Annotated in this window: 27 protein-coding genes and 1 pseudogene; 11 read left to right on the top strand and 17 right to left on the bottom strand. The window is 69.2% G+C overall.

Annotated elements, in window-relative coordinates; translation table 11 throughout:
* The first annotated feature begins 78 nt into the window (after positions 1-78).
* The 3 genes from ACZ51D_RS21385 to ACZ51D_RS21375 all read left to right on the top strand — a co-directional run bounded on the left by ACZ51D_RS21385 (position 79) and on the right by ACZ51D_RS21375 (position 2,134).
* Positions 79-1,293, top strand: a complete 1,215-nt coding sequence (locus ACZ51D_RS21385; RefSeq protein ID WP_465663268.1) for a cytochrome P450 — start codon at positions 79-81, stop codon at positions 1,291-1,293.
* A 234-nt stretch (positions 1,294-1,527) separates the two neighbouring features.
* A complete protein-coding gene (locus ACZ51D_RS21380; protein WP_360491410.1) occupies positions 1,528-1,692 on the top strand; it encodes a hypothetical protein in 165 nt (54 codons plus the stop codon).
* 103 nt (positions 1,693-1,795) lie between these two features.
* On the top strand, positions 1,796-2,134 hold the full coding sequence (locus ACZ51D_RS21375) for a hypothetical protein (protein WP_465619158.1): 339 nt from the start codon (positions 1,796-1,798) through the stop codon (positions 2,132-2,134).
* A 31-nt stretch (positions 2,135-2,165) separates the two neighbouring features.
* Here ACZ51D_RS21375 and ACZ51D_RS21370 read toward each other — a convergent pair whose 3' ends face one another.
* The 4 genes from ACZ51D_RS21370 to ACZ51D_RS21355 form a co-directional block, all read right to left on the bottom strand.
* Entirely contained in the window at positions 2,166-3,047 is an 882-nt protein-coding gene (locus ACZ51D_RS21370; protein ID WP_465619156.1) for a hypothetical protein, read from the bottom strand.
* A 29-nt stretch (positions 3,048-3,076) separates the two neighbouring features.
* Positions 3,077-3,379: a DUF427 domain-containing protein gene (locus ACZ51D_RS21365; RefSeq protein ID WP_465663267.1), complete on the bottom strand. Its 303-nt coding sequence runs from the start codon at positions 3,377-3,379 to the stop codon at positions 3,077-3,079.
* 121 nt (positions 3,380-3,500) lie between these two features.
* Positions 3,501-3,737 carry a DUF6296 family protein gene (locus ACZ51D_RS21360; RefSeq protein WP_360491422.1) on the bottom strand — a complete coding sequence of 79 codons (237 nt, stop codon included), beginning with the start codon at positions 3,735-3,737 and terminating at the stop codon, positions 3,501-3,503.
* 58 nt (positions 3,738-3,795) lie between these two features.
* Positions 3,796-4,032: a DUF2277 domain-containing protein gene (locus ACZ51D_RS21355; RefSeq protein WP_465619153.1), complete on the bottom strand. Its 237-nt coding sequence runs from the start codon at positions 4,030-4,032 to the stop codon at positions 3,796-3,798.
* Positions 4,033-4,185: 153 nt separating this feature from the next.
* On the opposite strand from ACZ51D_RS21355, the gene ACZ51D_RS21350 reads away from it, so the two are divergent.
* Entirely contained in the window at positions 4,186-5,241 is a 1,056-nt protein-coding gene (locus ACZ51D_RS21350; protein ID WP_465663266.1) for an MFS transporter, read from the top strand.
* A 167-nt stretch (positions 5,242-5,408) separates the two neighbouring features.
* Here the strand turns inward: ACZ51D_RS21350 and ACZ51D_RS21345 are convergent, their stop codons facing one another.
* Genes ACZ51D_RS21345 through ACZ51D_RS21335 form a run of 3 tightly spaced genes read right to left on the bottom strand, consistent with a single transcriptional unit; the run spans position 5,409 to position 6,398 of the window.
* Positions 5,409-5,834, bottom strand: a complete 426-nt coding sequence (locus tag ACZ51D_RS21345) for a hypothetical protein (protein ID WP_465663265.1) — start codon at positions 5,832-5,834, stop codon at positions 5,409-5,411.
* Complete coding sequence (locus ACZ51D_RS21340; protein WP_465663264.1) at positions 5,834-6,133, bottom strand: hypothetical protein; 300 nt, start codon at positions 6,131-6,133, stop codon at positions 5,834-5,836. The genes ACZ51D_RS21345 and ACZ51D_RS21340 overlap by 1 nt, the downstream gene beginning before the upstream one ends.
* 16 nt (positions 6,134-6,149) lie before the next feature.
* A complete protein-coding gene (locus ACZ51D_RS21335) occupies positions 6,150-6,398 on the bottom strand; it encodes a hypothetical protein (RefSeq protein ID WP_465663263.1) in 249 nt (82 codons plus the stop codon).
* A gap of 645 nt (positions 6,399-7,043) precedes the next feature.
* Here ACZ51D_RS21335 and ACZ51D_RS21330 point away from each other — a divergent pair.
* Positions 7,044-7,418, top strand: coding sequence for a hypothetical protein (locus ACZ51D_RS21330; RefSeq protein WP_465663262.1), 375 nt, complete (start codon positions 7,044-7,046; stop codon positions 7,416-7,418).
* Positions 7,366-7,686: pseudogene (locus ACZ51D_RS21325) on the top strand (NUDIX hydrolase); the annotation flags it as partial. The gene ACZ51D_RS21330 and the pseudogene ACZ51D_RS21325, both read left to right, overlap by 53 nt.
* Positions 7,687-7,866: 180 nt before the next feature.
* Here the strand turns inward: ACZ51D_RS21325 and ACZ51D_RS21320 are convergent.
* Both ACZ51D_RS21320 and ACZ51D_RS21315 read right to left on the bottom strand, forming a co-directional pair.
* Complete coding sequence (locus tag ACZ51D_RS21320; protein WP_465663287.1) at positions 7,867-8,043, bottom strand: hypothetical protein; 177 nt, start codon at positions 8,041-8,043, stop codon at positions 7,867-7,869.
* A 457-nt stretch (positions 8,044-8,500) separates the two neighbouring features.
* Positions 8,501-8,857 carry a PadR family transcriptional regulator gene (locus ACZ51D_RS21315; RefSeq protein ID WP_465663261.1) on the bottom strand — a complete coding sequence of 119 codons (357 nt, stop codon included), beginning with the start codon at positions 8,855-8,857 and terminating at the stop codon, positions 8,501-8,503.
* A gap of 490 nt (positions 8,858-9,347) precedes the next feature.
* Here ACZ51D_RS21315 and ACZ51D_RS21310 point away from each other — a divergent pair, with 490 nt between their 5' ends.
* A complete protein-coding gene (locus ACZ51D_RS21310) occupies positions 9,348-9,896 on the top strand; it encodes a hypothetical protein (protein WP_465663260.1) in 549 nt (182 codons plus the stop codon).
* Here the strand turns inward: ACZ51D_RS21310 and ACZ51D_RS21305 are convergent.
* Positions 9,886-10,323: an endonuclease/exonuclease/phosphatase family protein gene (locus ACZ51D_RS21305; RefSeq protein WP_465663259.1), complete on the bottom strand. Its 438-nt coding sequence runs from the start codon at positions 10,321-10,323 to the stop codon at positions 9,886-9,888. The genes ACZ51D_RS21310 and ACZ51D_RS21305 overlap by 11 nt on opposite strands.
* A 1,344-nt stretch (positions 10,324-11,667) precedes the next feature.
* On the opposite strand from ACZ51D_RS21305, the gene ACZ51D_RS21300 reads away from it, so the two are divergent.
* Positions 11,668-12,504 carry a hypothetical protein gene (locus tag ACZ51D_RS21300; RefSeq protein WP_465663258.1) on the top strand — a complete coding sequence of 279 codons (837 nt, stop codon included), beginning with the start codon at positions 11,668-11,670 and terminating at the stop codon, positions 12,502-12,504.
* 291 nt (positions 12,505-12,795) lie between these two features.
* Here the strand turns inward: ACZ51D_RS21300 and ACZ51D_RS21295 are convergent, their stop codons facing one another.
* Entirely contained in the window at positions 12,796-14,301 is a 1,506-nt protein-coding gene (locus ACZ51D_RS21295) for a recombinase family protein (RefSeq protein ID WP_465663257.1), read from the bottom strand.
* Between the two features lie 47 nt (positions 14,302-14,348).
* Here ACZ51D_RS21295 and ACZ51D_RS21290 point away from each other — a divergent pair, with 47 nt between their 5' ends.
* Positions 14,349-14,627, top strand: coding sequence for a hypothetical protein (locus ACZ51D_RS21290; RefSeq protein WP_465663256.1), 279 nt, complete (start codon positions 14,349-14,351; stop codon positions 14,625-14,627).
* Positions 14,628-14,634: 7 nt separating this feature from the next.
* On the opposite strand, the gene ACZ51D_RS21285 is transcribed toward ACZ51D_RS21290, so the two are convergent.
* From ACZ51D_RS21285 to ACZ51D_RS21275, 3 genes are all read right to left on the bottom strand, one after another.
* Entirely contained in the window at positions 14,635-15,162 is a 528-nt protein-coding gene (locus tag ACZ51D_RS21285; RefSeq protein ID WP_360491431.1) for a gamma carbonic anhydrase family protein, read from the bottom strand.
* A gap of 57 nt (positions 15,163-15,219) precedes the next feature.
* A complete protein-coding gene (locus tag ACZ51D_RS21280; protein ID WP_465663255.1) occupies positions 15,220-16,560 on the bottom strand; it encodes a serine hydrolase domain-containing protein in 1,341 nt (446 codons plus the stop codon).
* Between the two features lie 175 nt (positions 16,561-16,735).
* On the bottom strand, positions 16,736-17,302 hold the full coding sequence (locus ACZ51D_RS21275; protein ID WP_465619146.1) for a DJ-1/PfpI family protein: 567 nt from the start codon (positions 17,300-17,302) through the stop codon (positions 16,736-16,738).
* 254 nt (positions 17,303-17,556) lie between these two features.
* Here ACZ51D_RS21275 and ACZ51D_RS21270 point away from each other — a divergent pair, with 254 nt between their 5' ends.
* Complete coding sequence (locus ACZ51D_RS21270) at positions 17,557-18,105, top strand: RBBP9/YdeN family alpha/beta hydrolase (RefSeq protein WP_465663254.1); 549 nt, start codon at positions 17,557-17,559, stop codon at positions 18,103-18,105.
* A 19-nt stretch (positions 18,106-18,124) separates the two neighbouring features.
* Complete coding sequence (locus tag ACZ51D_RS21265; RefSeq protein ID WP_465663253.1) at positions 18,125-18,724, top strand: hypothetical protein; 600 nt, start codon at positions 18,125-18,127, stop codon at positions 18,722-18,724.
* Between the two features lie 22 nt (positions 18,725-18,746).
* Here the strand turns inward: ACZ51D_RS21265 and ACZ51D_RS21260 are convergent, their stop codons facing one another.
* From ACZ51D_RS21260 to ACZ51D_RS21250, 3 genes are all read right to left on the bottom strand, one after another.
* A complete protein-coding gene (locus tag ACZ51D_RS21260; RefSeq protein WP_465619140.1) occupies positions 18,747-19,049 on the bottom strand; it encodes a hypothetical protein in 303 nt (100 codons plus the stop codon).
* An 83-nt stretch (positions 19,050-19,132) separates the two neighbouring features.
* Positions 19,133-21,502, bottom strand: coding sequence for a transglycosylase domain-containing protein (locus tag ACZ51D_RS21255; RefSeq protein WP_465663252.1), 2,370 nt, complete (start codon positions 21,500-21,502; stop codon positions 19,133-19,135).
* Between the two features lie 278 nt (positions 21,503-21,780).
* Positions 21,781-23,277: an alpha/beta hydrolase gene (locus tag ACZ51D_RS21250; RefSeq protein WP_465619136.1), complete on the bottom strand. Its 1,497-nt coding sequence runs from the start codon at positions 23,275-23,277 to the stop codon at positions 21,781-21,783.
* Between the last annotated feature and the right edge of the window lie 2 nt (positions 23,278-23,279).

The raw sequence follows: 23,279 nt of genomic DNA, 5'->3' as shown, positions 1-23,279 counted from the left end.
GGCAACAACGGCTCCTGACGCAACGCCAGTCATCACCATCCCCCACCGGAGAACACCGCGACGCAAGGAGACCCCACCTTGACGAGCACACCACCCACCACCGCCGTCCCGATGCCGGCACCGCACTCCGCCGGCTGCCCGTTCGGCCCGCCGCCCGCGTACACCGAGGCCGCCGCCACCGCCGCCGTCACCCGCGCCGACCTGCCCGAGGGCGAGTCCTGCTGGCTGGCCACCGGCTACGCGGAAGTCCGCACCATCCTGTCCGACCGCCGGTTCAGCGCGGACGTGCGTCACCCGAACTTCCCGCTGCTGCTGCCCGGCCGCCGGGAGATCATCGCCGAGAACCCGAACTTCCTGCGGCTGGACGACCCCGAGCACGCCCGGCTGCGCCGGATGGTCACCGGGGACTTCCTGGTCAAGCGGGTCGAGGCGATGCGCCCCGCCGTCCAGCAGATCGTCGACGAGGCGCTGGACCGGATGACCCAGGGGCGCACCGAGGCCGACCTGGTCACCGGCTTCGCCCTGCCGGTCCCCTCGCTGGTGATCTGCCTGCTGCTCGGAGTCCCGTACGAGGACCGCGAGTTCTTCCAGAGCGTCAGCCGGACACTGCTCAGCAACACCAGCACGCTGGAAAAGCTCTCCGAGGCCCGGGACGAGCTGCTGGACTACCTGAGCGGGCTGGCGGCCCGCAAGCGGGAGCAGCCGGAGGACGACATCCTCAGCCGGCTCGCCGTCCGGGACGACCTGACCCCGCGCGACGTCGCCGGCACCGGCATCCTGCTGCTGATCGCCGGGCACGAGACCACCGCGAACATGATCTCGCTCTCCACCGCCCTGCTCCTGGACCGGCCCGACCACGTCGCCAGGCTGGCCGACCCGGCGGCGGTGCCCGGCGCGGTGGAGGAACTGCTGCGCCACCTCACCATCGTGCACACCGGGTTGCCCCGGGTGGCCCTGGAGGACGTGGAGCTCGGCGGTGCGACGATCAAGGCCGGGGACGGCGTGATCGCGATGCTCTCCACTGCCAACCGGGACGAGACGGTGTTCGGCGGCGCCGACGGCACGCCCGCCGACGAGCTGGACCTGGACCGGGACGCCCGACGGCACCTGGCCTTCGGCTTCGGCGTGCACCAGTGCCTCGGCCAGCCGCTGGCCCGCGCCGAGCTGCAGATCGCCCTGGCCACCCTGTTCCGGCGGCTGCCCGGGCTGCGGCTGGCCATCCCCCGCGACGAGCTGGCCTTCCGTACCGACTCGTTCATCTACGGCATGCGGTCACTGCCCGTGACCTGGTGACCTCACGGTGACGCCGCCCGGTCGGGGCCCGGAGGCCGGAAACGTCGGGTCCGGGATCGGAAACGTCGGGCCGGGCCGGAAATGTCGGGATCCGGGCGCGGAATCACGGATCGCCGGTCACCCGGCTGGCCCCTGCGCCGGGGCGGAGGCAGGCTGGAAGGGCGAAAGAGACACCCGGCCCAGCCGCGCCTCCGGCCCGGCGCCCCCGGACCGGCCGAGGAGACGGAGCCCGCGATGACCGACATGAGCGAACGGTCCGAGGTGAGCACCGACCGCGACGAGGACGTCCGCGCCGCCGACCCCGAGGAGGGCATCACCTCGATGCAGAACCTGCACGCGCAGGACACCTCGCAGGCGGAAGGCGACGCCATGCTGGACGAATCCGGCCGGCTCGACTGACCGTCCGCCGTACCGACTCGACCGCCCGGTGGAACCGGGCGGTCGCCACGACCGCAGGTGTCGCTGCCCGGGCGGCGACCCACCGGCAGGGGAGGATAGGCGCATGACCGAACACGACCAAGGCAATCGGCAGGCCCGGCCGCCCGCGGACCCGCGCGCGTCGTGGGCGACCTGGACCACCCAATCGATCATCAGCGGCCCCGGCGGGGTCACCACCACCGAGGTCGGACCGATCTCCGGCGACCTCACCGTGCACACCACCTGGGTGGACGGCGAGGCGCGGCTGACCGTCCAGTACACCGGCGCGCTGGACTGGTACACGGTGTCCGGCAGTCCGGTGCCGGCGGCCGACGAGATCACCGCGCGGGCGATCCACCAGGCGATGGTGAACGGCGTCAAGGCGGGCCGGGGCGCGGGTGCCCCGCCGCCGCCGACCCCGTAGCGGAGCCCCGAGGTGCCGGGGCACAGGAGCCCTACGGGGCCTCCTCGCCCTCCGGCACCGTCGTACCCCGCACCGCCGGCGCGGCCGCGGCCCAGTAGGCGCGGCCCGCCGACGGGCGGGCGCGCAGGTCCGCCCGCACCTCGTCGGCCAGCCGGCGGGTGTCGCTCCGGTTCATCGTCGCGCCGATGCCCGCGCCGACCAGCAGCGGGATCAGCGAGGGCAGGTGGCGCAGCGAACTGCGGGTGAGCCGGCGGCGCACCTGCTGGCGCACCTCCGCGCCGATCGCCAGCGCGGCGAAGCCGGCCGGCCGGACCAGCAGCGTCGCGTCGATCCCGCGGCGGTTGGCCCAGGCGCCGAGGTACGCCCCGGCCCGCTGGCCGGCACTGCCCTGCGCCGGGGCGCCGTAGACCTCGTGCAGTTCGGCGATCAGCTTGATCTCCACGGCCGCGACCGCGAGCGTCTCGGCCGCGATCTCCACCGGCATCGCGGGCGGCACCGGCATCATCGCCGCCGCGCCGACCCCCGCGCCGAGCGCGCCGGAGGCCCGGACGGCGCCGGTGACCAGCAGATCGGCCAACTGCTCGGGGAAGGCCGCGCCCGGGTGCTGCGCCCGCAGGGTGGCGAGGTCGCGCACCGGGATCCGGGGGGCGGCCCGCAGCAGCTGCTCGGTGAGCGCCTTGCCGCCGTACACCGCCCCCCGCGCCACTCCCTGAGCGGCCCGCCCACCGCTGCCGAGCAGCCGGGAGGCGTGCACCACCACGGCCCGGCCGCGGCTGCGCTGCTTCGCCGCGTACGCGGCCTCCGGACCTTTGCCGACGGGCTGCTCGGCCTCCTCGACCAGTTCGGCGAGCTGCTCGGCCAGGTCCGGCTCGGGGGTGGACCGGGAGCGGCCCGGTCTGCGGAAGACTGCCATGGGGATCCACTACCCCCACGGGTCGGGGGCTACGCGGTGACCGCCGCCGACTCGGTGACCTCCACCCCGCGCCAGAACGCCACCCGGCCGCGCACGTGCTCGGCCTCGGGCTTCGGGTCGGCGTAGAACCAGGCGGCGTCGGGGTTGGTCCGCCCCTCCACGTCCAGGGTGTAGTAGCCGGCGGTGCCCTTCCAGCCGCACACCGTGGTGGTCCCGGAGGGCCGCAGGTACTCGGTGCGGACCGACTCGGCCGGGAAGTAGTGGTTGCCCTCGACGAGGACGGTGTCCTCGCTCTCGGCGATGACGATGCCCTGCCAACTCGCTGTGGTCATGCGGTGATTGTGCCCGAGCGGCGATCGCCTCCGCCAGCGGTCCGGCGGGACCGGGCGGACCGCCGGCCGAGGCGGACGGCCAAGGCGGCTGTCAGGGCGGCGGTCAAGGCGGACCGGGTGGTCAGGGCAGCGGGTGCGCGTGGACCGGCAGGTGCGGGGACTGGTGGCCGCCGCTGGCGAGCATCCGGACCTCGCCGGAGTCGCTGATCTCGGCCCGCACGATGCCGCTCTCGTCCTCGTACACCGGATGGCCGCCCGGGCCGGTCGCGCTGGTGCGGGTGACCACGACGACGTCCTGCGGGGCCTGGGTACCGGGGGTGCCGGGGAAGGTGAGGGCGTAACGCTTGGCGGGGTTCATCACCGGTTCCTGCTCCTACTCCCTGTACGCGGATACTCCCTGCCCGAGGGCGCCGGAACTACCCGACGACCTCGGCGGCCGGGGCGTGCGAGCCACGGACCTCCAGCTCGCCGAGGAGCCGGGCAGTGGCCTCCGCGACCGCGTCCACGGCCCGGTCGAAGGCCTCCCGGTTGTGCGCCGCCGGGGCGCGGAAACCGGAGACCTTCCGGACGTACTGCAGTGCGGCGGCGCGGAAGTCGTCCTCGTCGGCGTCGGGCGTCACTGGCGGTCGCAGCGTCTTGATGTTGCGGCACATGCCCCCAGTCTCGCGCGCGCACGCCCTACTGGCGACCCCCATTCGTCATATACGCCTCACGAGGGCGTCATCCGACCGGATTAGGATGCCGGACGAACGAATTCATCCGCCGCGTGCTCCCCCGGTCCTCGGCATCACCCCGGAGTCACCCCCTTGCCTCTCGCGCTGCTCGCGCTGGCCGTCACCGCGTTCGCCATCGGCACCACCGAATTCGCCGCCATGGGGCTGCTCCCCCAGGTCGCCGACAGCCTCCACGTCTCCATCCCGCAGGCGGGCTGGCTGATCTCGGCGTACGCACTGGGGGTGGTGATCGGCGCACCACTGCTCACCGCGCTGGCCGCCGGACGGCCGCGCAAGGCGGTGCTGGTGGCACTGGCCGGGCTCTTCGCCACCGGCAACCTGCTGTGCGCGCTCGCACCGGACTTCTGGACCCTGGCCGCCGCACGGCTGGTCACCGGACTGCCGCACGGGGCCTTCTTCGGGGCGGGCGCGGTGGCCGCGGCCGAGCTGGTGGCGCCCGACCGGCGGGCCCGAGCGGTGGCCGTGATGTTCTCCGGGCTGACCGTCGCCAACATCGTCGGCGTGCCCGCCGCGACCCTCCTCGGGCAGCACCTGGGCTGGCGGGCGACCATGATCGTGGTCATGCTGATCGCCGCAGCCGGGACGCTCGCCATCGCCAAGCTGGTGCCCGCGCTGCCCTCCCCCGGCCAGTCCGGGCTCCGGCACGAGCTGCGGGCCTTCCGCAGCGGGCAGCTGTGGCTGGCGCTGGCCACCGTCGTGTTCGGCTGCGGCGGCTTCTTCGCGTGCTACAGCTACATCGCGCCGCTGCTCACCGAGGTCTCCGGGTACGCCACCGGCTCGGTGACCCTGGTGCTGGCGCTGTTCGGCGTCGGGATGACGATCGGCAACGTGCTCGGCGGGTTCGCCGCCGACCGGGCCCTGCGGCCGACCGTCTGCGCGGCCTTCGTCCTGCTCTCCGCGACCCTGGCCCTGTTCGCGGTGACCGCGCACGCCCGGTGGTCGGCGGCCGTGACGGTGGTGCTGATCGGGCTGTTCGGCTTCGCGATCGTGCCGGCGGTGCAGACCCTGGTGCTGCAGAAGGCGCGCACCGCGCCGACGCTCGCCTCGGCGACTGTACCGAAAGGGACCTCTCAAAACCACGATGGTGGCGCCCACATCGGCCGCCCGTCTAACAGCGTAGCTCGGTAGCGTCGGCGTCGATCAGCGCCCGGCGTTTTACGACAAGGGCTGCGTGTTCGCTCGCTGTCGGGTGACACCGCCGGTCGATCCCGAAAGCCTGAACACTGCGGCCTACCTGAGGAGTCCACCCCGCCGACGCATTTCTCACGCCGTCGGCGGAGATGTGATCCCTCCGGTCAGCTCCAAGGTGCCGCTTCGTAGGCCGGCAGGTCGCTGACATAGTCTTCCAGTAGGGCGAGCAGGAGCTGGTTCAGCTGGCTCGTCAGCAGCGCATCCTCGGCCTCGACGATGTTGTATCGGATACTCCGCAGCGACTTTATGAGCACGATGGGTAGCAAGGGTAATCGGTCATCCAGATGAAAGGTCTTCGGCTTGTTGGTCTCGTTGTACCTGGCATCGGCCGCCAACTCGTTGGCACGTTGCAGACGAGCAGCAAACCGGCAGATGTGATTAATTGCCCGCTGCCTGGTCCAGGCGTCATATTCTCCGGGCTGACCGAAGGCGTAGTACAGGCGTGAGCGCCCACTGTCGCTCTGCGCCTTGGCGATAAGCGTGGCCGCAACCGCTTGAAACGTCTCCGCACCAAACAACATGACACTCATCAGGCCGTCCCCCGGCGGATGTGCAGCAGCAGATACCGCCAATCGTGGAACTCATCCCCACAGCTCTGACAGCAGTAGGCAGTATATGGGACATAACAGCGTTCACTAATGTCGCGTAGGTCGCCACTGCCATCTTCCCGAGCAGGCACCATGGCCTCGATGTACACGCGGGCGTCGTTCAGGGTGCAGAGACAATCACACTGGCAATCGGGGCAGAACCGCCGCTCTCCTATCTCATCAAGACAGCCTTGATGCAGGCATCCGCCACGCTCTTGCTCGGCTACGTTGATCTGATTCATTCGAACCTCCTTTGAATTACTGGCGAGCCAGCAGGACACAGGCCAGCACGAAGAGCACCACCACGGGAACAACGTGGTTCATCACCCGGAACCACCCGCGCCCAGCAAGGGCCTTCTCCAGCCGGTATCGGCGTAGCCCGTACGGCATCTGCCGGCCCGTGCGCCGCTGGCCAACTCGCTGCAGCCTGCGCAGCCGCTCCTGCTTGCGCTGTAGCTCTGGCTCATAGGGGACGAGGTCGACAATTTCACCGGTCACGGTGTTCACGTACCGCATGGCGCGGGTCTCCTGCTAACTACTCATCCGATACGAGCCAGCCGGAGCCGCCGTCACGGTGGAGCGCCCACACCGAGAGCGCAGCGGCAGGGAGGACGAACGACCTTGATGGCATAGGCGACGACTGGCTAACGATCGGTGAGTAGTTAGCAGGAGACCCGCAGGGTCTGTCCGCGGCAAACTTGCCCGTTTCCGCAGGTCAGATCTCTGACTCCCCTGCCCGATGCGTAGGCCGAGGCGTAGGCCGACGCGTAGTCGAGCCGGCGGGCCAAGGTCGACCAGCCCGTCACCGATACGCCGCGGACCCCCCTCACCCGGCAGCAGTTCGCCCAGGGCAAGGCCAGTGCCGAAGCTGGCGGTCGAGCGGGTCACGGTGGTCCCCGACGGCCAGCCGGGCAGCAGACCTGGCGGGGATTCTGGTTCGACCCGGAGTTCGTCGATATCCAGTGGAGCACTAATACCGGCGGGGTTTCCAAACGGAATTGAAACCAACCACTCGAAATTCGCCGGAATTCCGCACGGGTATTGCAATTTTCAGATATCTGTTGTATAATGCAACCATTCCGGCCGAGCCCCTGCCTCGCGGCAGAGGTGCGGCCTGGAGACACCAGGCCTCAATTAGCCGGAGGCCTGGCTATGTGCAACACCAATGACACCTTCACAGGCACATACGACATTACATCGGATATCAGCCTTGACGACTTCTTCGAGGCAATGCGCTCCGGGTCTCGATTCAGCCCCGTTGGCGTCAAGCTAACCACCTCCGAAGATCTGGTACGTGGCAACGGATTCTCGGGCACCCTGTTTGAAATTCAGGTCGTACCGACACTCCTGAAGACCGTTCTGATCGAGGAGTTCAACGTCTACGAGTACGAATTCGAGGGCTGGCTCCTCGGCGACTGCCTCGTATACGCACGAGGGCCGGGAGCCTCGATTGGGCTTCCGGCCCTCGTGCCATATGGCTTCCCAGACAGTACAAGCCGAGGACGACGGAATGAGGCAACAGCCTGATCTGGAGCGGCCTGGCATCGCCGCCGCAGTAGTGGCTCAAGACGGCCGAGTACTGATGGTCCAGCACCGCATCCAGGGAGGCGAGCTGTCCTGGCAGTTCCCGGCTGGCGAGGTTGAGCCGGGCGAGGCGGCCAAGGAAGCTGTCGTTTGTGAGACTGCCGAGGAGGTTGGGCCTGACAGTCAACGCCACCAAGCTCCTGGGCGAGCGCATCCACCCGAAGACTGGCCGGCGGATGTCCTACACCGCCTGCGGGTGGCGAGCGGTGCGGCCACGATTGTCGACATCGAGGAGTTGGCCGAGCTGGCGTGGATCACTCACGACCAGATCGCCGAGTATGTGCCGTACGGCTGTACGAGCCGGTGCGGGATTACATGGACGACACCCTGGTCGATCCAAGCGACTGACCATGCCTCCACAGCGGATTACGTGATCCTCATAGTCTCTAAATCACTTCCAGCCGACCACGAGATGCGTCGCAAGCACGTCCGTGATGAACCAGAGGACCACGCCTGCGACCACCGTCGCGAGAATGACACCGCGAGCAGTCGCGATGTCGAACCACTTCCTCAGCAACGCCGAGAGGCTCACCTCAGACTCTTGCCGCTGGGGCAGCTGAGTTGTCATGCGTTCTTCCGCCATTCGCTGTCACGTGTCAGGTAGGCCATGGCGGGGAGGCCCCGCAGCAAGCTGATCAGGAGCCGGAACCGCTTCCATCGGCCGGTCGTGTCCAGGAGGTAGCAAAGGTGCTCCTCTTGCCAGTCTCGCCGTGCTTCTGTTGGTAGCACCCGCGAGAGAAGGCCGAGAACAGGCGACGCAAACGGTGCCGGCATCGGCTCGTCACCGAGGAGAGGGAGCGGCCCTGCCGAGTGGGAGTATTCGCCTACGGGAAGCCTTGTCCGCGTGTCTCCCCAAGGGTGGTCATCATCGTCGTGTTCAGGCTCGACGGAAACCTCGCTGGGCGTGATCGCTATGGCGCTCTGGGGCCTGCTCTCGCCTGGGTCACGTCCTGACGGTAGTCCGCCACTGGCGCTCCGCTTGGCGCGGCTGCCGTGGGCATCTAGCGCTGTTCGCCTCGTGCGCATCAGCGACCACCTGCCAGGCCGGGGCGACCAGCCGGACTGCGGCCATAGAGAGGACGTCTCTCGGAGGCTTCGGCGAGCGCTTGCGGAGCGAGCTCACGCCCTCGCGGCGTGAGCCGGTAGTAGCGCCGACGCGGTCTACCTTCAGCTTCCGCCAGTGCGTCTTCCTCCCAGTACCGCTCCACCCACTCGGCCTTCACCAGGCGTTCCAGCAGCGGGAAGAGGGTGCCGGTCGGCATGCCGGTCAGCTCAGCCAGCTCCAGACCGTAGAGGCCCTCAGTGATCGCACTGGGTCGCCGTGTGCCGTCGGACATCCGCCCCAGCAGCGCGCGCAACGCTGACTGGGTGTTCACCGTCATTCGTGGTGAGTTCACGGGCAGGAATCTACATAGCTCGGATGTTGTCCGCAACCACTTTCTACATAGATCGGTTCATGGATGTCGGGGCGTCAACTAGCTGGCATGATCCTGTTGTTAGGGACGATCAGATGGAGTAGCCGAGATCGCGTCGCACTCTCGACGCCTGCGCGTGGCGTGTCGCCGCGAGTACCAGGGCTCTCCAGGCCGCACAAGGTTGAGGGACCGGATCTTGTGGGGCGTCCGGGTCGGCACCGGCAGCATGGACCCATCGAACTCGAAGCGCCGATGTTGGCCTCGTCGCGTCCGGAAGCGTCACGGTGGAGGGCTCCCAACCCCAGAAGGACGATCACGCTGTTCATATGCCTGTCCTTGCCGTGAGAGCCGAGTCGGCGCATCTTGAGGCTGCTGACCGCAGGTCCGGACGGTGCGTCGGTAGTGATCCATCCGGGCGTAGGCTCTCGCCTGATGGCAGCCGCCAAGAGAGGTAGAGATGGGCCAGAAGATCATCCGGTTCTCGGACCTGACCGGCACGCACGTGGAGAACGACGACGACCTGGTGCGCATCGTGGTTCGCCAGCACCCCGACCTGGAAGACGGCCCGGTCGAGATCGAGGCGCTCAGCAGCGAGCTGACCGCGGTGGAGGAACTGGCGCTTGACCTGGTGACGGTTGAGCTCCACTACCCGGACGCCGACGAAGCTGAGACGGTGGTCATGGAGGCCACGGCGTTCAACCAACTGGCCTCAGCCACCCCGATGGCCGAGGTGCTGCGCGGCGCCAAGCGGGTGGCTCGCACCATTCCCAGCCCGGCAGCGCCGGTCAGTGCCAAGGAGCGGGTTAACTACGCCAGCCTGGAGCACGCCGGCAAGCCTCACAAGGGCCGAACCACCGACGCCGAGAAGCAGCTCGTCCAGCAGCACCTGGACGTGATCAACGAGCAGCTGGCCGCCGCCGGCATCCGCACGATCGACCTGAACAATCCGGACCACGTCGCCCGGTACGGCCTGGAGGCGCTGGCCCTGCTTGCTCCTACAGGTTGAACGTCGCCACTACCGGTGAGTGGTCCGACGGCTTGTCGTGCGGTGCGGCTGGCCGGGCCGCCACTACGCTCGGCAGCTTCTCAACGCCGATGGAGACCTTCTGGAACTTGGCCAGCAGCGAGTGGCTGATCAGGATGTGGTCGATGAGCTCGGGCTGGCCCTCGAAGATGCGGGAGAAGCCGCCCTGCTCCAGGATCTTCGGGGCCAGGTTCCACAATCGCTTGGCGTCGCCCTGGTCGGGGTGGTCGAAGCCACCGGTGCCCATCTGCGAGCCGGGCGGGCCGTAGAGGATCTGGGTAGTGGCGGCCTGCCACTCGTCGTTGAGGTCGCCCAGCACGATGACGTCGTGGTTCCGGCCGTCGCCCTGAAGTAGGTCGTCGGCCAGGGCGCGCATGGTGACGGCCTGTCTGGCCGTGCCGGGAGCCACGGGCGGCCTTGCCGTCCACGGCCACCGAGTCCGCGCCGCCGGGATCGGCGCCGGTCAGGTCGGCCAGGCCACCGGGGCAGACCAGGTTGACGACCCGTCGGATCGTGGCGGCACTCGGTGCGATTCGCACCCTCAGATTCCGTGCTTGCGTCGCACACCGCCTTACGGCCCTACGGCTCAGAACTCGCGTGAATAGGCGGCGCCGGCTGCCTTGCAGGTTCGCGTGATCATGGGGCCATGGCCTCTGGGTGATCTTCCGAGAGGACCGGTGGCCCGCGAGACGCCGGCAGTGCAGGCTCAGAGCAGTACCAAAGCCGCGGCTGTGCCCAGATCATCGCGTACTCCGTTCGCATACCCGGCGCGCGACGCCGGAAAAGCGCCCCTCTTTGGATCCGGTCGCGCCTCTTGCACTCCCGTGCTCCGGCTCATGCCCGCACATGCGCAACCCGCGAGGAGGCTGGATCATCTAACGTCTTGAGCGAACCGCGATCTCAACTCCAGGGTGGGAATCATGAGACCAGGCCACAAGATCGCACTGCTCGTTGCGATCATCGGCGCCCTGGGTACCATCATCGCCGCGGGGCTGGGGCTCTTCCATGCTGGAGGCGTAACCCAGAAGTCCGGCGGCGACAGCTTTATTTGCAATCATTCGGAATGCACTAAGTGAGATCACTCGCCCTGAAACAGGTTTCGGCTGTTCTCGCCACGCTGGCGAGCCTTGCCGCATGCTCTGGAACTGACCAGCGAGCGGGGAATAATACATTCATCTGTAGCGGTGAGTCCACGTGCATTGATAGTGGACAGCACACACCAGGGGCTGCCCAGCCGGCAGGATCCTCCGGCGATAGTGCGCCAGCAGACCCGTGCTTTGCTGTGGAGGGTCCACCAAGTTTGATCGTGGCCCCCGTTCAACTAATTGGTCCATACTTTGTTACCGGCAAATGCACCAAAGTGAAGCTACTTCTCAAAGCCACAGAATCTGGGGCCGACGTCCAGGGCCACGCCTGCTTTGAAACGCCCGACGGGTCCACAACTCGTTCCTGCACGCCTTGGGAGGGCCTTTCCAGGGACTGGGTCACCCTGGCGACGGGCCTAAAGTATGCCGACCGATACAGGCTGGAGTTCAAGACCACCCGCTCAGAGAAGATCGACTACATTGTTGCTTCCTGAGCCAACCCCCATGGCCCCTGCAATGTGAGGCTGCTTTTAGCCGAAGATCGCGCGCGGCAGAGTAAGCCTCGTAGAGGGACACCACAATTTCAGCGGCTTCTCTGGCTTGCCGGCCTCTTCCTTGACGATCTTTTCTTAAACCTGCAAACTATCGGTAGCTAAATAGGTACCGACATGCAGGAACGCGCCGATCCCAAGGCCATGGCCGACTTTTGCAACACGCTCCCGGATCTGCTTGTGCACGTGAGTGGCTGCACGGTCAAACGCGGGCAGCGGATCGCCAAAGACATCAAGACCCGAGCTGAAGCGTTTGCGGCTCAATCTCGCGATCATCAGGAGCTTCTCGCAGCGCCATTCCTGGAGGAGGCGTACTTCCATGAACCGGATAATGCCCCGGCTCGCCTTAAAGCAGCAGTGACGGTAGTGGTTCGCAACAGCCTGCTGGAAGATCTCCATGTGCAGCGCCAGCTCAATGCTGGGGGCATCGAGGACATCACGACCTACGCCACAGGCCCGCTATCCCATCTCATCGGCCATCGTCATGGTAGTCCGGCCGCCACATACGACCATAGCCTCTTTGATGACCTGGATAGCCGCTACCCGCGCGCCTGGGCAGTGCTGCACCAACTCGCTCGCCCCTTTGGCGAAGGCGGCAAGTTTAACTACCAGCTGCCGGCGGGAACCCGTCCAGCCCTACCTGGGCCGATTGAGCAAATCGCGGTCTGGCGTTCCCAGGACGGCCGAGGCGTCCTTCTGAGTGCTATTGACCGACGCTTCGACCAGGACGCGCTCGCTCGCATGACCGCGGCCGCAGCCGGCAAGTTACCGCTGCTGGTGGTGTCCTCGCTTAGCCGGTTTTCGCGAGATGAAGGAAAGCTACTCCGCATGCTGGACTTCTACCTGGCGTATGGCACAAGCATCCTGACGAGCAACTACCTGATTACACCCAGGCCGCCTGGATTCGTTCAGGCGAGCCAATTCGACCTTCAAGTCGCAACCACGAGGCTTTGAGTGATCCCACTGGACTCAGCGGCGAGCATCTGAAGGTGGCGCAAGGCGCCTACCACCAGTTGAGTGGGATTCACGGGGCCGATAAACGGGCGTAGAATGTAATGTATTAACGAGGCCCCGCCCGATGAAGCAGCCCTCTATACATGAACTACGCCGAAAGGCTGATGCGGCTCATGAAGCGGCCGTAGCCCTGGTTCGCCGCTCCACGACAGCGCAAGGCCTGCCGGATAAAATCACCGATCAGGCGACGCTGCGCGAAGCAGCCCGACTCATCAAAGGCCGCGGCTGACGCTAGACCTTCCAGATAATCTCGATCCGGCTGGTGTCGAAAATCCACCGCTTGCAGCGATACTTTCCGCCGGCTTTTTTCACGATCACCTTGTCGATGACTAGCCCAATGATCTGGCGACGCCAACCGAGGTCTGACCTATTGTTCCAAGCCTCTCGGAGCGTCACGCCAATTGGCACTGCGACGAGCGAACGCTTGGCACTCAGCTTCTCGACTTGCTGCGCCACACCACGCATGCTGGCCTCAGCAGCTTCCTTGGCCAGCATGAACTGGGCCCGACTGAGACCGTCGGGATTGTCGCCGTAGTAGTCCGCGATCAGGGAGTCTAGTCGCTGCCGTTTCGCCTGGTGCTCAGCGAGCGCCTCACCCAGCCCGTCGGCAGTGTCCGCCGTCTCCGCCAGCGCCCGGGCAAAATCCTCGCTGTCGAAGCGATACAGCATCGCCTCGGTGACGAAGTCTTCCAACGGTTCCGCTAGACGGGGTATATGGCCGCACGCTCGCTGCGATCCGGCGTTATCAAACTTCTTGCACTGATAGCGAGGCTTAGGAGCATCGCCTCCGGGGTCACGCTTCCGCTTCCCATACATCCTTTTGCCGCATTCGCCGCAGACGGCGAAGCCACTTAGCAGATACTTGTACGGAGCGCCCCGGCTACGGATGAGGCGTTGGTACGCCTCCAGGGCAATCTGGAGCTCTTCCCACTCCTCTGGAGTGACGAATCCGTCCCAGCAAGCTTTGTACAGCGCGTCATGATGCTGTCGCTTCCCCATATAGCGAGGCCAGCTCAGCATCCTGACCAAGATCTGACGCTCCCACCGTCTGCCCATGACGGTCGGGATCTCACGGGCGTTGAGGTCGGTCACAATTGACCGCAGTGACTCACCCTGGATGACCCGTCGACGCCCTTCCAGCCAGATCGCTCGCTCATGCGGGATATGTGTGATGCCGTCCGACTTGAACCCATACGCCCGGCAGCCGCCGTTCGGCAGCCCCTTGCGAGCCTGGGCAGCCTTCTTGCTGCGGACTCGGTCCGAGATGTTGTCGCTCTCGCCGGCCGCCGTATTCACAGCGTCGCGGATGGCCTTGCGACCGACGCTGGTGCGCAGGTCGTAGTAGCCGCCCCGGGTGGTGATGATGGTGTGGAGGCTGGTCTTGTTCGACCAAACGAGGTCGATGAGGGTTTCAGCTTCAAGTGGCTTGCGAAACAGACGAGTTACCTCGACGCACAGGATGACGTCGACCCCGCTGGCGCGCACCAGCGCCATGAGCTTGTCGAAGCCCTCCCGTGCCTCGCTGCTGTAGGACGAGGCCGAGACATCGTTGTCGTTGAAGCTGGCGACGTGAAGCCAATCCGGCCTCCCCATGCGGAACGTCGCGCACTCGTCCAACTGGATGGCGACGTTCTCGCCACGAAGCTGTGGATCTTTGGCGTCGTCGTCCGACAGCCGCGCGTAGTCAGCGACCCGTTGGAGAGCCTGTTGTACTGCCAGAATTGGGACAGTTGGCATAATTACATGCCTCATTATGTCCGAATTGTACCATTCGACAGATCCCTTTGCCAGCAGTCGCCTCGGCGACCGTGCAGGGCGCCTTCAACCTGGCCAACGCGCAAGGCGCCTGGCTCGGCGGGCTGGCGCTGGACGCCGGGCTCGGCTGGACCTCGCCGACCCTGGTCGGCGCGGGCCTGGCCGCCTCGGGCGCGCTGGTCGCGGTACTCGCCTGGGCGGCCGACCGGCCTCGGCCGGCGCCCGTCGTCGCGGAACCGGCCGCCGCCGCCACCGCCCCTGCCGCTGGTGCCGGTGCCGGTGCTGCTACCGCGATGACCGGCGCCTGACGGACCTCTACAGGACCTCGATCTCCCGGTGGGCCCCGGCGAGCAGCCGGTAGCCCTCGCCGTTGGCCTTGATGCCCGTCCGCTCCTCCTCGCTCAGCTCCCGGCGGACCTTCGCCGGGACGCCCGCGACCAGCGAGCCCGGCGGGACGACCATGCCCTGCGGCACGACCGCGCCGGCCGCGACCAGCGAACCGGCCCCGATCCGGGCGCCGTTCAGCACGGTGGCGTTCATGCCCACCAGGACGTCGTCCTCGACCGTGCAGCCGTGCAGCACCGCGTTGTGGCCGACCGAGATCCGCTCGCCGACCACCAACGGGAAGCCGGGGTCGGCGTGCAGCGTGCAGTTGTCCTGGATGTTGCTGCCCGCGCCGACACGGATCGACTCGGCGTCGCCGCGCAGCACCGCGCCGTACCAGACGCTCGCGCCGGCGGCGACGGTCACGTCCCCGACCACGACGGCGTTCGGCGCGACGAAGGCGCCCGGGTCGACGGCGGGCACCTTGCCCCCGACTGCGGCGATCAGCGGCTCTGCCATGTCTCGTCCTCCTGGTGGCGGTGGGCCGTGGTGTCGCCGGTCAGCCTAGGAGGTCGGTCACGGTGCCATGCGGGCGAGCCCGGGTGCGGGAACGGCCGTGCCGGGCCGGGGGCCGCACAGGGCGGTCGTGATCACCCTGTTCCAGGCGGCGTTGGCGGTGTCCTGGTCCGGGATGTCGTAGATGGTGGTGCTCCCGGCGAACTGGCGCTTCCCGTCCGCAGAGCCGAGCATCATCGTGACGTAGCTGGGGAAGCCGCCGGCGTGGCCCCAGAAGGTGCCACAGGGGGTGTCCAGCCTCTGCAGGCCGAGACCGTAGGACCGGCCCTCGCCGTGGGCGGTGGTCTGCTGCATGGCGGCGAGTTCGGCCGGGTGCAGCAGGCGGCCGCCGAGCAGGGCCGCGAGGAAGGTGGTCAGGTCGGCGGTGGTGGAGATGCCGGCGCCGGACGATCCCGCCATCGTCGGGTTGAGCAGGGTGACGTCGACCGGGCCGGTGTCCGCCTTGTGGTAGCCGTGGGCGTGGGGAGCGGGGATGACGGGCGAGTCGCCTGGCATCAGGGTGCCGGTGAGGCCGAGCGGGCGGATGATCCTGCGGGTCACCTCCTCGTTCCAGCTGCGGCCGGTGAGCTTCTCGATGATCATGCCGATCAGGACGTAGTTGGTGTTGGAGTACTGCCAGTCCGCGCCGGGCGGGAAGGCGGGCGGGTACCGGCCGGCGATGTCGACGAGGTCCCGGAGGGCGTAGTGCGTGAAGCGTCCGCCGTCGAGCCACTCCGGCCGCCGGTAGTCGAAGGCCGGGTCCTGGGTGTAGTCGGCGACGCCGCTGGTGTGGTTGAGCAGCTGCCGGACGGTGATCGCGGTGCTGTTCGGGACGATGCCCGGCAGGAGGCACTCCAGCCGGTCGTCGAGGTCCAGCCGGTGCTCGCCGACGAGTTGCAGCAGCGTGGTGGCGACGAAGGTCTTGGTGGCGCTGCCGATCCGGAAGGCGCCGCGGGGGTCGGCGGGTTCGCCGGTGGCGAGTTCGGCGACGCCGGTGGCGTTGCGCCAGACCAGCCGGCCGTCCTCGCGGACGGCGGCGAGGGCGGAGGTCGAGTAGCCGGTGTCGGTCATCCCGGCGAGGGCGGCGTCGGCGGCCGCCCAGTCGGCGTGTCGCCCGGGGGTGTCCACGGCGCCGGGGCGGGTGGCGGCGGTGTGCCGGCCGCCGCACCCGGCGGCGACCGGACCGGTGGCGGGCCGGGCGACGGCGGCCGGGGCGAGCGCGGCGAGCAGGCCCGCGCCGACGGCCGCGACGACGACGGTGCGCAGGGCCGGACGGTGGCGGCCCGTCGTCGGAGCGGTCTGGGCGACTGTCGGGGCGGCGGTCATGCCGGCCTCCCTGGTCTGGGTCGTGGAGGTGTTCAACCGGGCTTCTGCCCGGGGCTCCTGACACCCTGCCAGGCATCCGGTCGGCCGTCGTCGCGCCGCAGGACGGAGTCCGACCCGGAACGAACCCGGAACGGACCCGGAGCCGTACCCCGAGACGGCTCGGGGTACGGCTCCGGGGTTGAGTCAGGTAGGGCCGGTCAGGCGGGGCCGCTCAGGCGACCGGGGCGTGCTTGCGCAGGACCTCGATGAAGGCCCGCAGCCAGGCCGGGTGGTCGGGCCAGGCGCGGGCCGAGACGACCAGGCCGTCCACCACGGCCTCGCCCTCGACGAACTCGGCGCCCGCGGCCTTGATGTCCGGGGCCAGCGCCGGGTAGGCCGAGGTGCGGCGGCCCTCCAGGACCCCGGCGGCGGCACTGATCAGCGGGCCGTGGCAGATCTGCGCGACGGGCTTGTCCCCGGTGAAGAAGTGCCGGGCGATCCGCTGCACGTCGGGGTCGTTGCGCAGGTATTCGGGGGCGCGGCCGCCCGGGATGACCAGAGCCACGTAGTCGGCCGGGTCGACGTCGGCGAGGGCGATGTCGGCGGGCCAGCTGTAGCCGGGCTTCTCGGTGTAGGTGTCGTAGCCCTCGACGAAGTCGTGCACCACGAACTGCAGGCGCTTCTTGGTCGGGGCCGCGATGTCGACCTGGTAGCCCTCCTCGCGCAGCCGCTGGTACGGGTAGAACACCTCCAGCGATTCGGCGGCGTCCCCGGTGACGAGCAGGATCTTCGATGTCATCGCCGACATCCCTTCATGTGATCGGTCGTCAGGTCTCGTGCGGGCTCCGATCGGTGGCGGCCGGCCGGGCCCGGTCCAACGTGCCGCACCCGTCACGTCGTTGGCAACAGGACGCACCGGGCGTACGACGGCGCATCCGGAGGTGCGCGCGCCGATTGCGGAGACTGCGCGCCGGGCGACCGCCCGGCTGCGGCGCCCGGCGATGCGCGGCCTAGAATCCTGCTGCCCACGACCGACCTTCGCCGGAGGAACCCATGCCGGAACGCACCACCTACCTCGTCCTCGCCGGCTACCAGAATTCGGGCCCCGAGCACTGGCAGACCCACTGGGAGGCCGCCGAGCCGGAGTCCTTCCGCCGGGTCGAGCAGGCGGACTGGGAACAGCCGGAGCGGGCGGACTGGGTGGCCCGGGTGGACGCGGCGGTGGCGGCGGCAGCCGCCGAGGGCCCGGTGGTGCTGGTCGCCCACAGCCTGGGCTGCGTCACCGCGGCCCGCTGGGTGGCCACCGCGCCCGCCGAGCGGACCGCGGCCGTCCGGGGCGCGCTGCTGGTCGCCCCGGCCGACGTCGACGCCGCGGAGGTGCCGGAGCTGGTGGGCTTCCGGCCGGTGGCGCTGGAGCCGTTCCCGTTCCCGACCGTGGTGGTCTCCTCGACCGACGACCCGTGGGTCTCCCCCGAGCGGGCCCGTGCCTTCGCCGCGGCCTGGGGCGCCCGGTACGTCGAGCCGGGCGCGTACGGGCACCTCAACTCCGCCTCCGGACTGGGCGATTGGCCGGAGGGCCGCACACTGCTCGCCGAGCTGTGACACCGTGAACGGGGGGACGATGGACAAGCGGACGTCCCGGACCAGGCGCGTCCTGGTCCGGCTGCTGGCGGCCGGCGGGCTGGCCGCCGTACTGCTGTACACCGAGGGGCAGTGGGAGAGCCGCTCGGGCGGCCGGATGCTGGTCGCCGACCTGCTCAACCGGCCCGAACTGCTGCTCGGCGCGGCGCTGGCCACGCTGATCGCGGCCGCCTGGCTGGGCGACCTGCGCGGCGCCGCCCTGCGGACGGCCACCCGGGCGGTCACGGTGACCGCCGGCGTGGTGTTCCTGCTCGGCGTGCTGGCCGCGCACAAGGTGTCGGCGGCCGAGACCCGCAGCCGGGACGCCGCCCCGGCGGGGGCGGAGCAGGCGCTGGTGGTGGTGCACCGCTCGTACGCCACCGGGCCGACGCCGGGCGAGCACTGGCAGGTGTTCCTGGAGTCCGGCGAGGGCTGGACGGCGCGGCGCTGGTCACTGGCCGACATCGGCGGGGGCCCGGACGACGCCCGGCTGGTGGAGGCGAGCTGGACCGGGCGGGAGCAGATCACCGTGGTGACGGACTCCTACCGGCGGGTGTTCAACCTCGACGAGGACAGCGGCGAGCCGGTCGAGGCCCGGTAGGCCCGAGGCATGCCAGAACGGCTCACCCGAGCCCCAGGGCGTGGGCGGCGAGCGCCAGCAGCGCGGCGTTGCCGGCCGCGCCCAGGGCGGTGGCGGAGAGGAAGCGGGCCGCGGTGCCGTCCGGGAACGGGTTGACGGTCATCGCGAGCAGGAAGCCCGGCATCGTCCAGACCACCGCCGTCCACTGCCGCACCGCCTTGGCGGCGCCGGGGCCGGTCGCGGCGCGCCGTTCGTGCGCGGCCGCGAGGCCGATCACCAGGGAGCCGGCCAGGTAGCCGATCGAGGGGCAGAAGACGGCGGGGACGCCGAGGATGCTGTGCGGCATGGCGCCATCGTCCGCCGACGCGGCGCGGCCCCGCATGAGTACGGGTACTCAGGCGGGGCCGGCCGGTGCGGACCGGGCTTCGGCTACTGGTCCTCGGGGTCCGGCGGGGTGGACGGCGCGGAGCGGCCGGTCGGGTTGGCGCCGCGCGGCTTGGCCTGGCCGCCGTTGTTCCCGTTGTTGCCGTTGTTCCCGTTGTTGCCGTTGTTCCCGTTGTTGCCGTTGTTCCCGTTGGCCCCCGGGCTGCCGGTGGCCGGGGCGCCGGTGCAGGTGACCGGGTTCGGCGAGCCGCTGGGGGTGCTGCAGCCGGTGTCGCGCTTGGGCGGGTCCGGGATGTAGACGGTGGTGAACCGCTGCTCCGGCATGTTCCGGACCGCGTCGCTCATCGCCTGCTGCCAGATCGGCCCCGGGCCGGTCGCGCCGAACACCTCGGCCTGGTACTTGCCGCCGATCCGGATGTTGCGCATCGGCACCTTGGTGCCCGGGCTGCCCAGCCAGACCGAGCCGGCCAGGTTGCCCGTGTAGCCGGTGAACCAGGCCGACTTCTTCTCGTCCGTGGTACCGGTCTTGCCGGCGATCTGGCGGCCGTCGTCCAGGCCCAGGTCCCGGGCGGTGCCGCCCTTCTCGGTGACCCCGAGCAGCACGCTGTTGACCACGTCGGCGGTGTCCTCCGACATCACCTGGGTGCACTGGGCCGACGGCACCGGCACGTCCTTGCCGTCGACCGTGGTGATCCGGTTGATCGCCATCGGCGCGCAGTGGCTGCCCCGGGCGGCGAAGGTCGCGTACACGTTGGCCATGGTCAGCGGGCTGACCTCCTGGGTGCCGAGGCCGAGCGCGGGCACCTCCTGCAGCGGCGAGCCGTCCGCCTTGCCCGCCACGCCCAGCTTGTTGGCCATCTGCTTGACCGCGCAGAGGCCGATCTCCTGCTCCATCTGCACGAAGTAGGTGTTGACCGAGAGCGCCATGGCCTGCTTGAGCTCGTACGGGCCCTGCTCGGAGGCGCTCTCGTTGGGGATCGTCCCCTCCTTCTTGCCCTTGCTGAGGTTCTTCCAGGTGCCGTCGCAGGTCTTCATCGTCGGCCAGTCCATCCGGTTCGGCGCGTCGTACCGCTGGGTCGACGACAGTCCGGCCTCCAGGGCGGCGGCGGCCACGATCGGCTTGAAGTTGGAGCCGGGCTGGAAGCCGATGCCACCGCCCATCGCCGCGTCCACGTTGTAGTTGACGACGGTCTCGTTCTTCTCCTTGGCCAGGCCGTACGGGCGGGTCTGCGCCATCGCCAGGATCTTGCCGGTGCCGGGCTCGACCATCGTCATCGCGGCCGAGACCGGGTCGGTGACGTACACCTTGGTGGAGACGGCGTTCTGGGCGGCGGCCTGCTTCTCCGGGTCCAGGGTGGTGTAGATGTTGAGGCCGCCGGTGTCCCACAGCTTCGTGCGCTCGGCCGCGCTCTTGCCGAACGCCGGGTCCTGCTTGACGACGTGGCGCACGTAGTCGCAGAAGAAGCCCATGCCGGCCTTGGCGGTGATGCAACCGTTCTGCGGGTCCTTGTAGGTGAGGCCCAGCGGGGCGGCCTTCGCCTCCTTGGCCTGGTCCGCGGTGATGTGCTTGTTCTCCACCATCTTGTCGATGACGGTGTCGCGGCGCTTCTGGGCGGCCACCGGGTGCAGCTTCGGGTCGTACTGGGTGGGGTTCTGCACGAGCCCGGCGAGCATCGCCGCCTCGGGGAGGCTCAGGTCCTTGGCGTCCTTGCTGAAGTAGCGCTGCGCGGCGGCCTGGATGCCGTACGCCTGGTGGCCGTAGAAGGTGATGTTCAGGTAGTTGGTGAGGATCTGTTCCTTGCTCAGGTCCTCCTCCAGCTTGATGGCGTACCGGAGTTCCTGGATCTTGCGGCCGAGCGTCTTGCGCTGCGCCTCGCGCACCGCCTCCGGATCGTCCCCGGCCTTCTCCACGTTGACGTTCTTCACGTACTGCTGGGTCAGCGTGGAGGCGCCCTGGACGGTGGCGCCGCTCTCGGCGTTCTTGGTGACGGCCCGCAGGACGCCCTTGAGGTCCACCGCGCCGTGCTCGTAGAACCGGGCGTCCTCGATGTCCACCTGGGCCTGGCGGATCAGCGGGGACATCTGGTCGGCGGTGAGGACGGTGCGGTCGCGTTCGTAGACCTTGGCGATCAGACCGCCGTTGGCGTCGAAGATCTGGGTGGCCTGGGTGAGCGGCGGCGTCTTGAAGTCGTCGGGGATGCTCTCGAAGCCCTCGGCGCCGCTCTTCGCCCCGAGCCCGACCGCGCCGGCCGCCGGGAGGATCAGGCCTGCCAGCAGCACCCCGCCGAGGACGCTGGCGCCGAGGAACTTGGCCGCGTGGCGCAGGATCCCGATCGGGGTCTCACGGCGCCTCGGGCGCGGCACCCAGGTGTCGCCCGGGTCCGGGGAAGATATGCGGCGGCTCTTCGGTGACATAGATCGAACATTAAGGCCGTGAACACCCCGCGTGGGCGGGGTGTCGGCGAGGGATTGTCACAAAATCGCGACAGATTCGACTCATTCACGAGAGTCGAACGGACGTGCACGCAGGGACAAGGGCCGTTCGTCCACGGCCTGTTGGCCCCGCGTGCCACCCGGCGGGCTCGGACCGCGCCCGGCTCCCGCTCAGCAATTCCCCGGCCCGCGCCCGGCTTTCCGGTACCCGGCCCGCACCGGTCCCACGCTCACTCCGGGCACGCCCACTCCGCCCGCGCTCACTCCGCCGGGCAGAAGACGTCCTCGGCCGGGCGGCGGCCCGTCACCAGGTAGTCCGTCACCACCGCGTCGCCGCAGGCGTTCCCGTGGGCCACGTACGTCTCGTGGCCGCCCGAGTCCACCGCCACCATCCGGGCCCGCTGCCCGAACGCGGCGCGCAGCTTGAGCGCGCCGGTGTACGGGCTGTAGGGGTCGCGCAGGTTCTGGGCCAGCAGGACGTTCGCCGGGCCGCGGTCGGTCACCTTCACCGGCGGCTCGGCGGGCGCGGACGGCCAGAAGGCGCAGGGCGTCACGTTCGCCGGCATGCCCGCGGTGAGCGGACGGGCGGCACGCTCGGCGGCGACGTCCTTCACGTACGCGGCCGGGTCGGTGGGCCAGTTGACGTCGTTGCACAGCGTGCCGACCGAGACGGCGATGGTGTTCTGCATGACCTGCTCCGGCGGCGTCATCGGGGCGGGCAACGGGCGGCGACCGAGACCGGCCAGCATCAGCCGGGCCAGGTGCGGGAAGGCGGCGTCCGCGGACAGGCTCTGCATCATGGTCTCGCGCAGCACGTTTCCGTTCAGCTCGGCCGGCTCGGCCCCGGGCCAGGGCAGCGGAGCGCGGTCCAGGCGGGCGGCGAGGTCGAGGAAGAGCGGGCGGACCTCCTCGGGGGTGTCCGCGACCCGGTCCGGATTGCCGGGCGACGCCGCCCACTTGGCGAAGTCCGGGAAGCGGTCCTCGGCACCCTGGCCGAAGGCGGCGAGCCAGCCGCGCTCCACCCGGGTCGGGTTCGGGTCGTCGTTGCTGTCCAGCACGATCCGGTCGGTCCGCTGCGGGAACATGGTGGCGTAGACGGCACCCGCGTAGGTGCCGTACGAGACGCCCCAGGCGGAGAGCTTGCGCTCGCCGAGGGCCCCGCGGATGGCGTCGATGTCGCGGGCCTCGTTCGCGCTGGAGATGCTGCGCAGTACCGGGCCGCCGTTGCTGGCGCAGGCCTCGGCGAGGCGGCGCGCGTAGCCGACGTTGCCGTCGATCGAGCCGTCGGCGGCGGGCCAGGAGCGCAGCTTGACCATCGTCAGGTCGGAGCGGTCCAGGTCGCAGCTGACCGGGGTGGAGCGGCCGACGCCGCGCGGGTCGAAACCGACCAGGTCGAAGCGGTCCAGGACGGACTGCGGGAGGCGCTTGGCCGCGCTGCTCGGAACGTCCAGGCCGGAGCCGCCCGGTCCGCCGGGGATGGTCAGCAGGACACCGTGGCGCTGGCCCGGCCGGGCAGCGGGGATGCGGGAGATCGCGAGGGTGATCTGCTCGCCGTACGGGTCGCGGTAGTCCAGCGGGACGGTGACGGTGGCGCACCGCTGGCGCGGGTCCGCGTCGCCCTGGCAGGTGGTCCAGGTGAGGCGGTCCTTCCCGGCGTTCGGGGCGTCGGCGGAGGCGGGCAGGGCGGTCAGCGCGGTGACGGCGAGTGCGGCGGCCGCGGTCGCGGCGGCGGTGACGGTGATCGTGTTCTTCGGCATGC

The sequence above is a fragment of the Kitasatospora sp. NPDC033851 genome (genome assembly GCF_055576085.1).
The sequence above is the reverse complement of the archived record's forward strand: the minus strand, read 5'-3'. Positions and strand labels throughout refer to the sequence as shown.

What these genes read in the sequence shown, in the direction of transcription:
- ACZ51D_RS21380 (WP_360491410.1), top strand. Translation starts at nt 1,528, where the DNA reads ATGACCGACATGAGCGAACGGTCCGAGGTGAGCACCGACCGCGACGAG.
- ACZ51D_RS21375 (WP_465619158.1), top strand. Translation starts at nt 1,796, where the DNA reads ATGACCGAACACGACCAAGGCAATCGGCAGGCCCGGCCGCCCGCGGAC.
- ACZ51D_RS21370 (WP_465619156.1), bottom strand. Translation starts at nt 3,047, where the DNA reads ATGGCAGTCTTCCGCAGACCGGGCCGCTCCCGGTCCACCCCCGAGCCG.
- ACZ51D_RS21365 (WP_465663267.1), bottom strand. Translation starts at nt 3,379, where the DNA reads ATGACCACAGCGAGTTGGCAGGGCATCGTCATCGCCGAGAGCGAGGAC.
- ACZ51D_RS21360 (WP_360491422.1), bottom strand. Translation starts at nt 3,737, where the DNA reads ATGAACCCCGCCAAGCGTTACGCCCTCACCTTCCCCGGCACCCCCGGT.
- ACZ51D_RS21355 (WP_465619153.1), bottom strand. Translation starts at nt 4,032, where the DNA reads ATGTGCCGCAACATCAAGACGCTGCGACCGCCAGTGACGCCCGACGCC.
- ACZ51D_RS21345 (WP_465663265.1), bottom strand. Translation starts at nt 5,834, where the DNA reads ATGAGTGTCATGTTGTTTGGTGCGGAGACGTTTCAAGCGGTTGCGGCC.
- ACZ51D_RS21340 (WP_465663264.1), bottom strand. Translation starts at nt 6,133, where the DNA reads ATGAATCAGATCAACGTAGCCGAGCAAGAGCGTGGCGGATGCCTGCAT.
- ACZ51D_RS21330 (WP_465663262.1), top strand. Translation starts at nt 7,044, where the DNA reads ATGTGCAACACCAATGACACCTTCACAGGCACATACGACATTACATCG.
- ACZ51D_RS21320 (WP_465663287.1), bottom strand. Translation starts at nt 8,043, where the DNA reads ATGACAACTCAGCTGCCCCAGCGGCAAGAGTCTGAGGTGAGCCTCTCG.
- ACZ51D_RS21315 (WP_465663261.1), bottom strand. Translation starts at nt 8,857, where the DNA reads ATGACGGTGAACACCCAGTCAGCGTTGCGCGCGCTGCTGGGGCGGATG.
- ACZ51D_RS21310 (WP_465663260.1), top strand. Translation starts at nt 9,348, where the DNA reads ATGGGCCAGAAGATCATCCGGTTCTCGGACCTGACCGGCACGCACGTG.
- ACZ51D_RS21300 (WP_465663258.1), top strand. Translation starts at nt 11,668, where the DNA reads ATGCAGGAACGCGCCGATCCCAAGGCCATGGCCGACTTTTGCAACACG.
- ACZ51D_RS21295 (WP_465663257.1), bottom strand. Translation starts at nt 14,301, where the DNA reads ATGCCAACTGTCCCAATTCTGGCAGTACAACAGGCTCTCCAACGGGTC.
- ACZ51D_RS21285 (WP_360491431.1), bottom strand. Translation starts at nt 15,162, where the DNA reads ATGGCAGAGCCGCTGATCGCCGCAGTCGGGGGCAAGGTGCCCGCCGTC.
- ACZ51D_RS21275 (WP_465619146.1), bottom strand. Translation starts at nt 17,302, where the DNA reads ATGACATCGAAGATCCTGCTCGTCACCGGGGACGCCGCCGAATCGCTG.
- ACZ51D_RS21270 (WP_465663254.1), top strand. Translation starts at nt 17,557, where the DNA reads ATGCCGGAACGCACCACCTACCTCGTCCTCGCCGGCTACCAGAATTCG.
- ACZ51D_RS21265 (WP_465663253.1), top strand. Translation starts at nt 18,125, where the DNA reads ATGGACAAGCGGACGTCCCGGACCAGGCGCGTCCTGGTCCGGCTGCTG.
- ACZ51D_RS21260 (WP_465619140.1), bottom strand. Translation starts at nt 19,049, where the DNA reads ATGCCGCACAGCATCCTCGGCGTCCCCGCCGTCTTCTGCCCCTCGATC.
- ACZ51D_RS21255 (WP_465663252.1), bottom strand. Translation starts at nt 21,502, where the DNA reads ATGTCACCGAAGAGCCGCCGCATATCTTCCCCGGACCCGGGCGACACC.
- ACZ51D_RS21250 (WP_465619136.1), bottom strand. Translation starts at nt 23,277, where the DNA reads ATGCCGAAGAACACGATCACCGTCACCGCCGCCGCGACCGCGGCCGCC.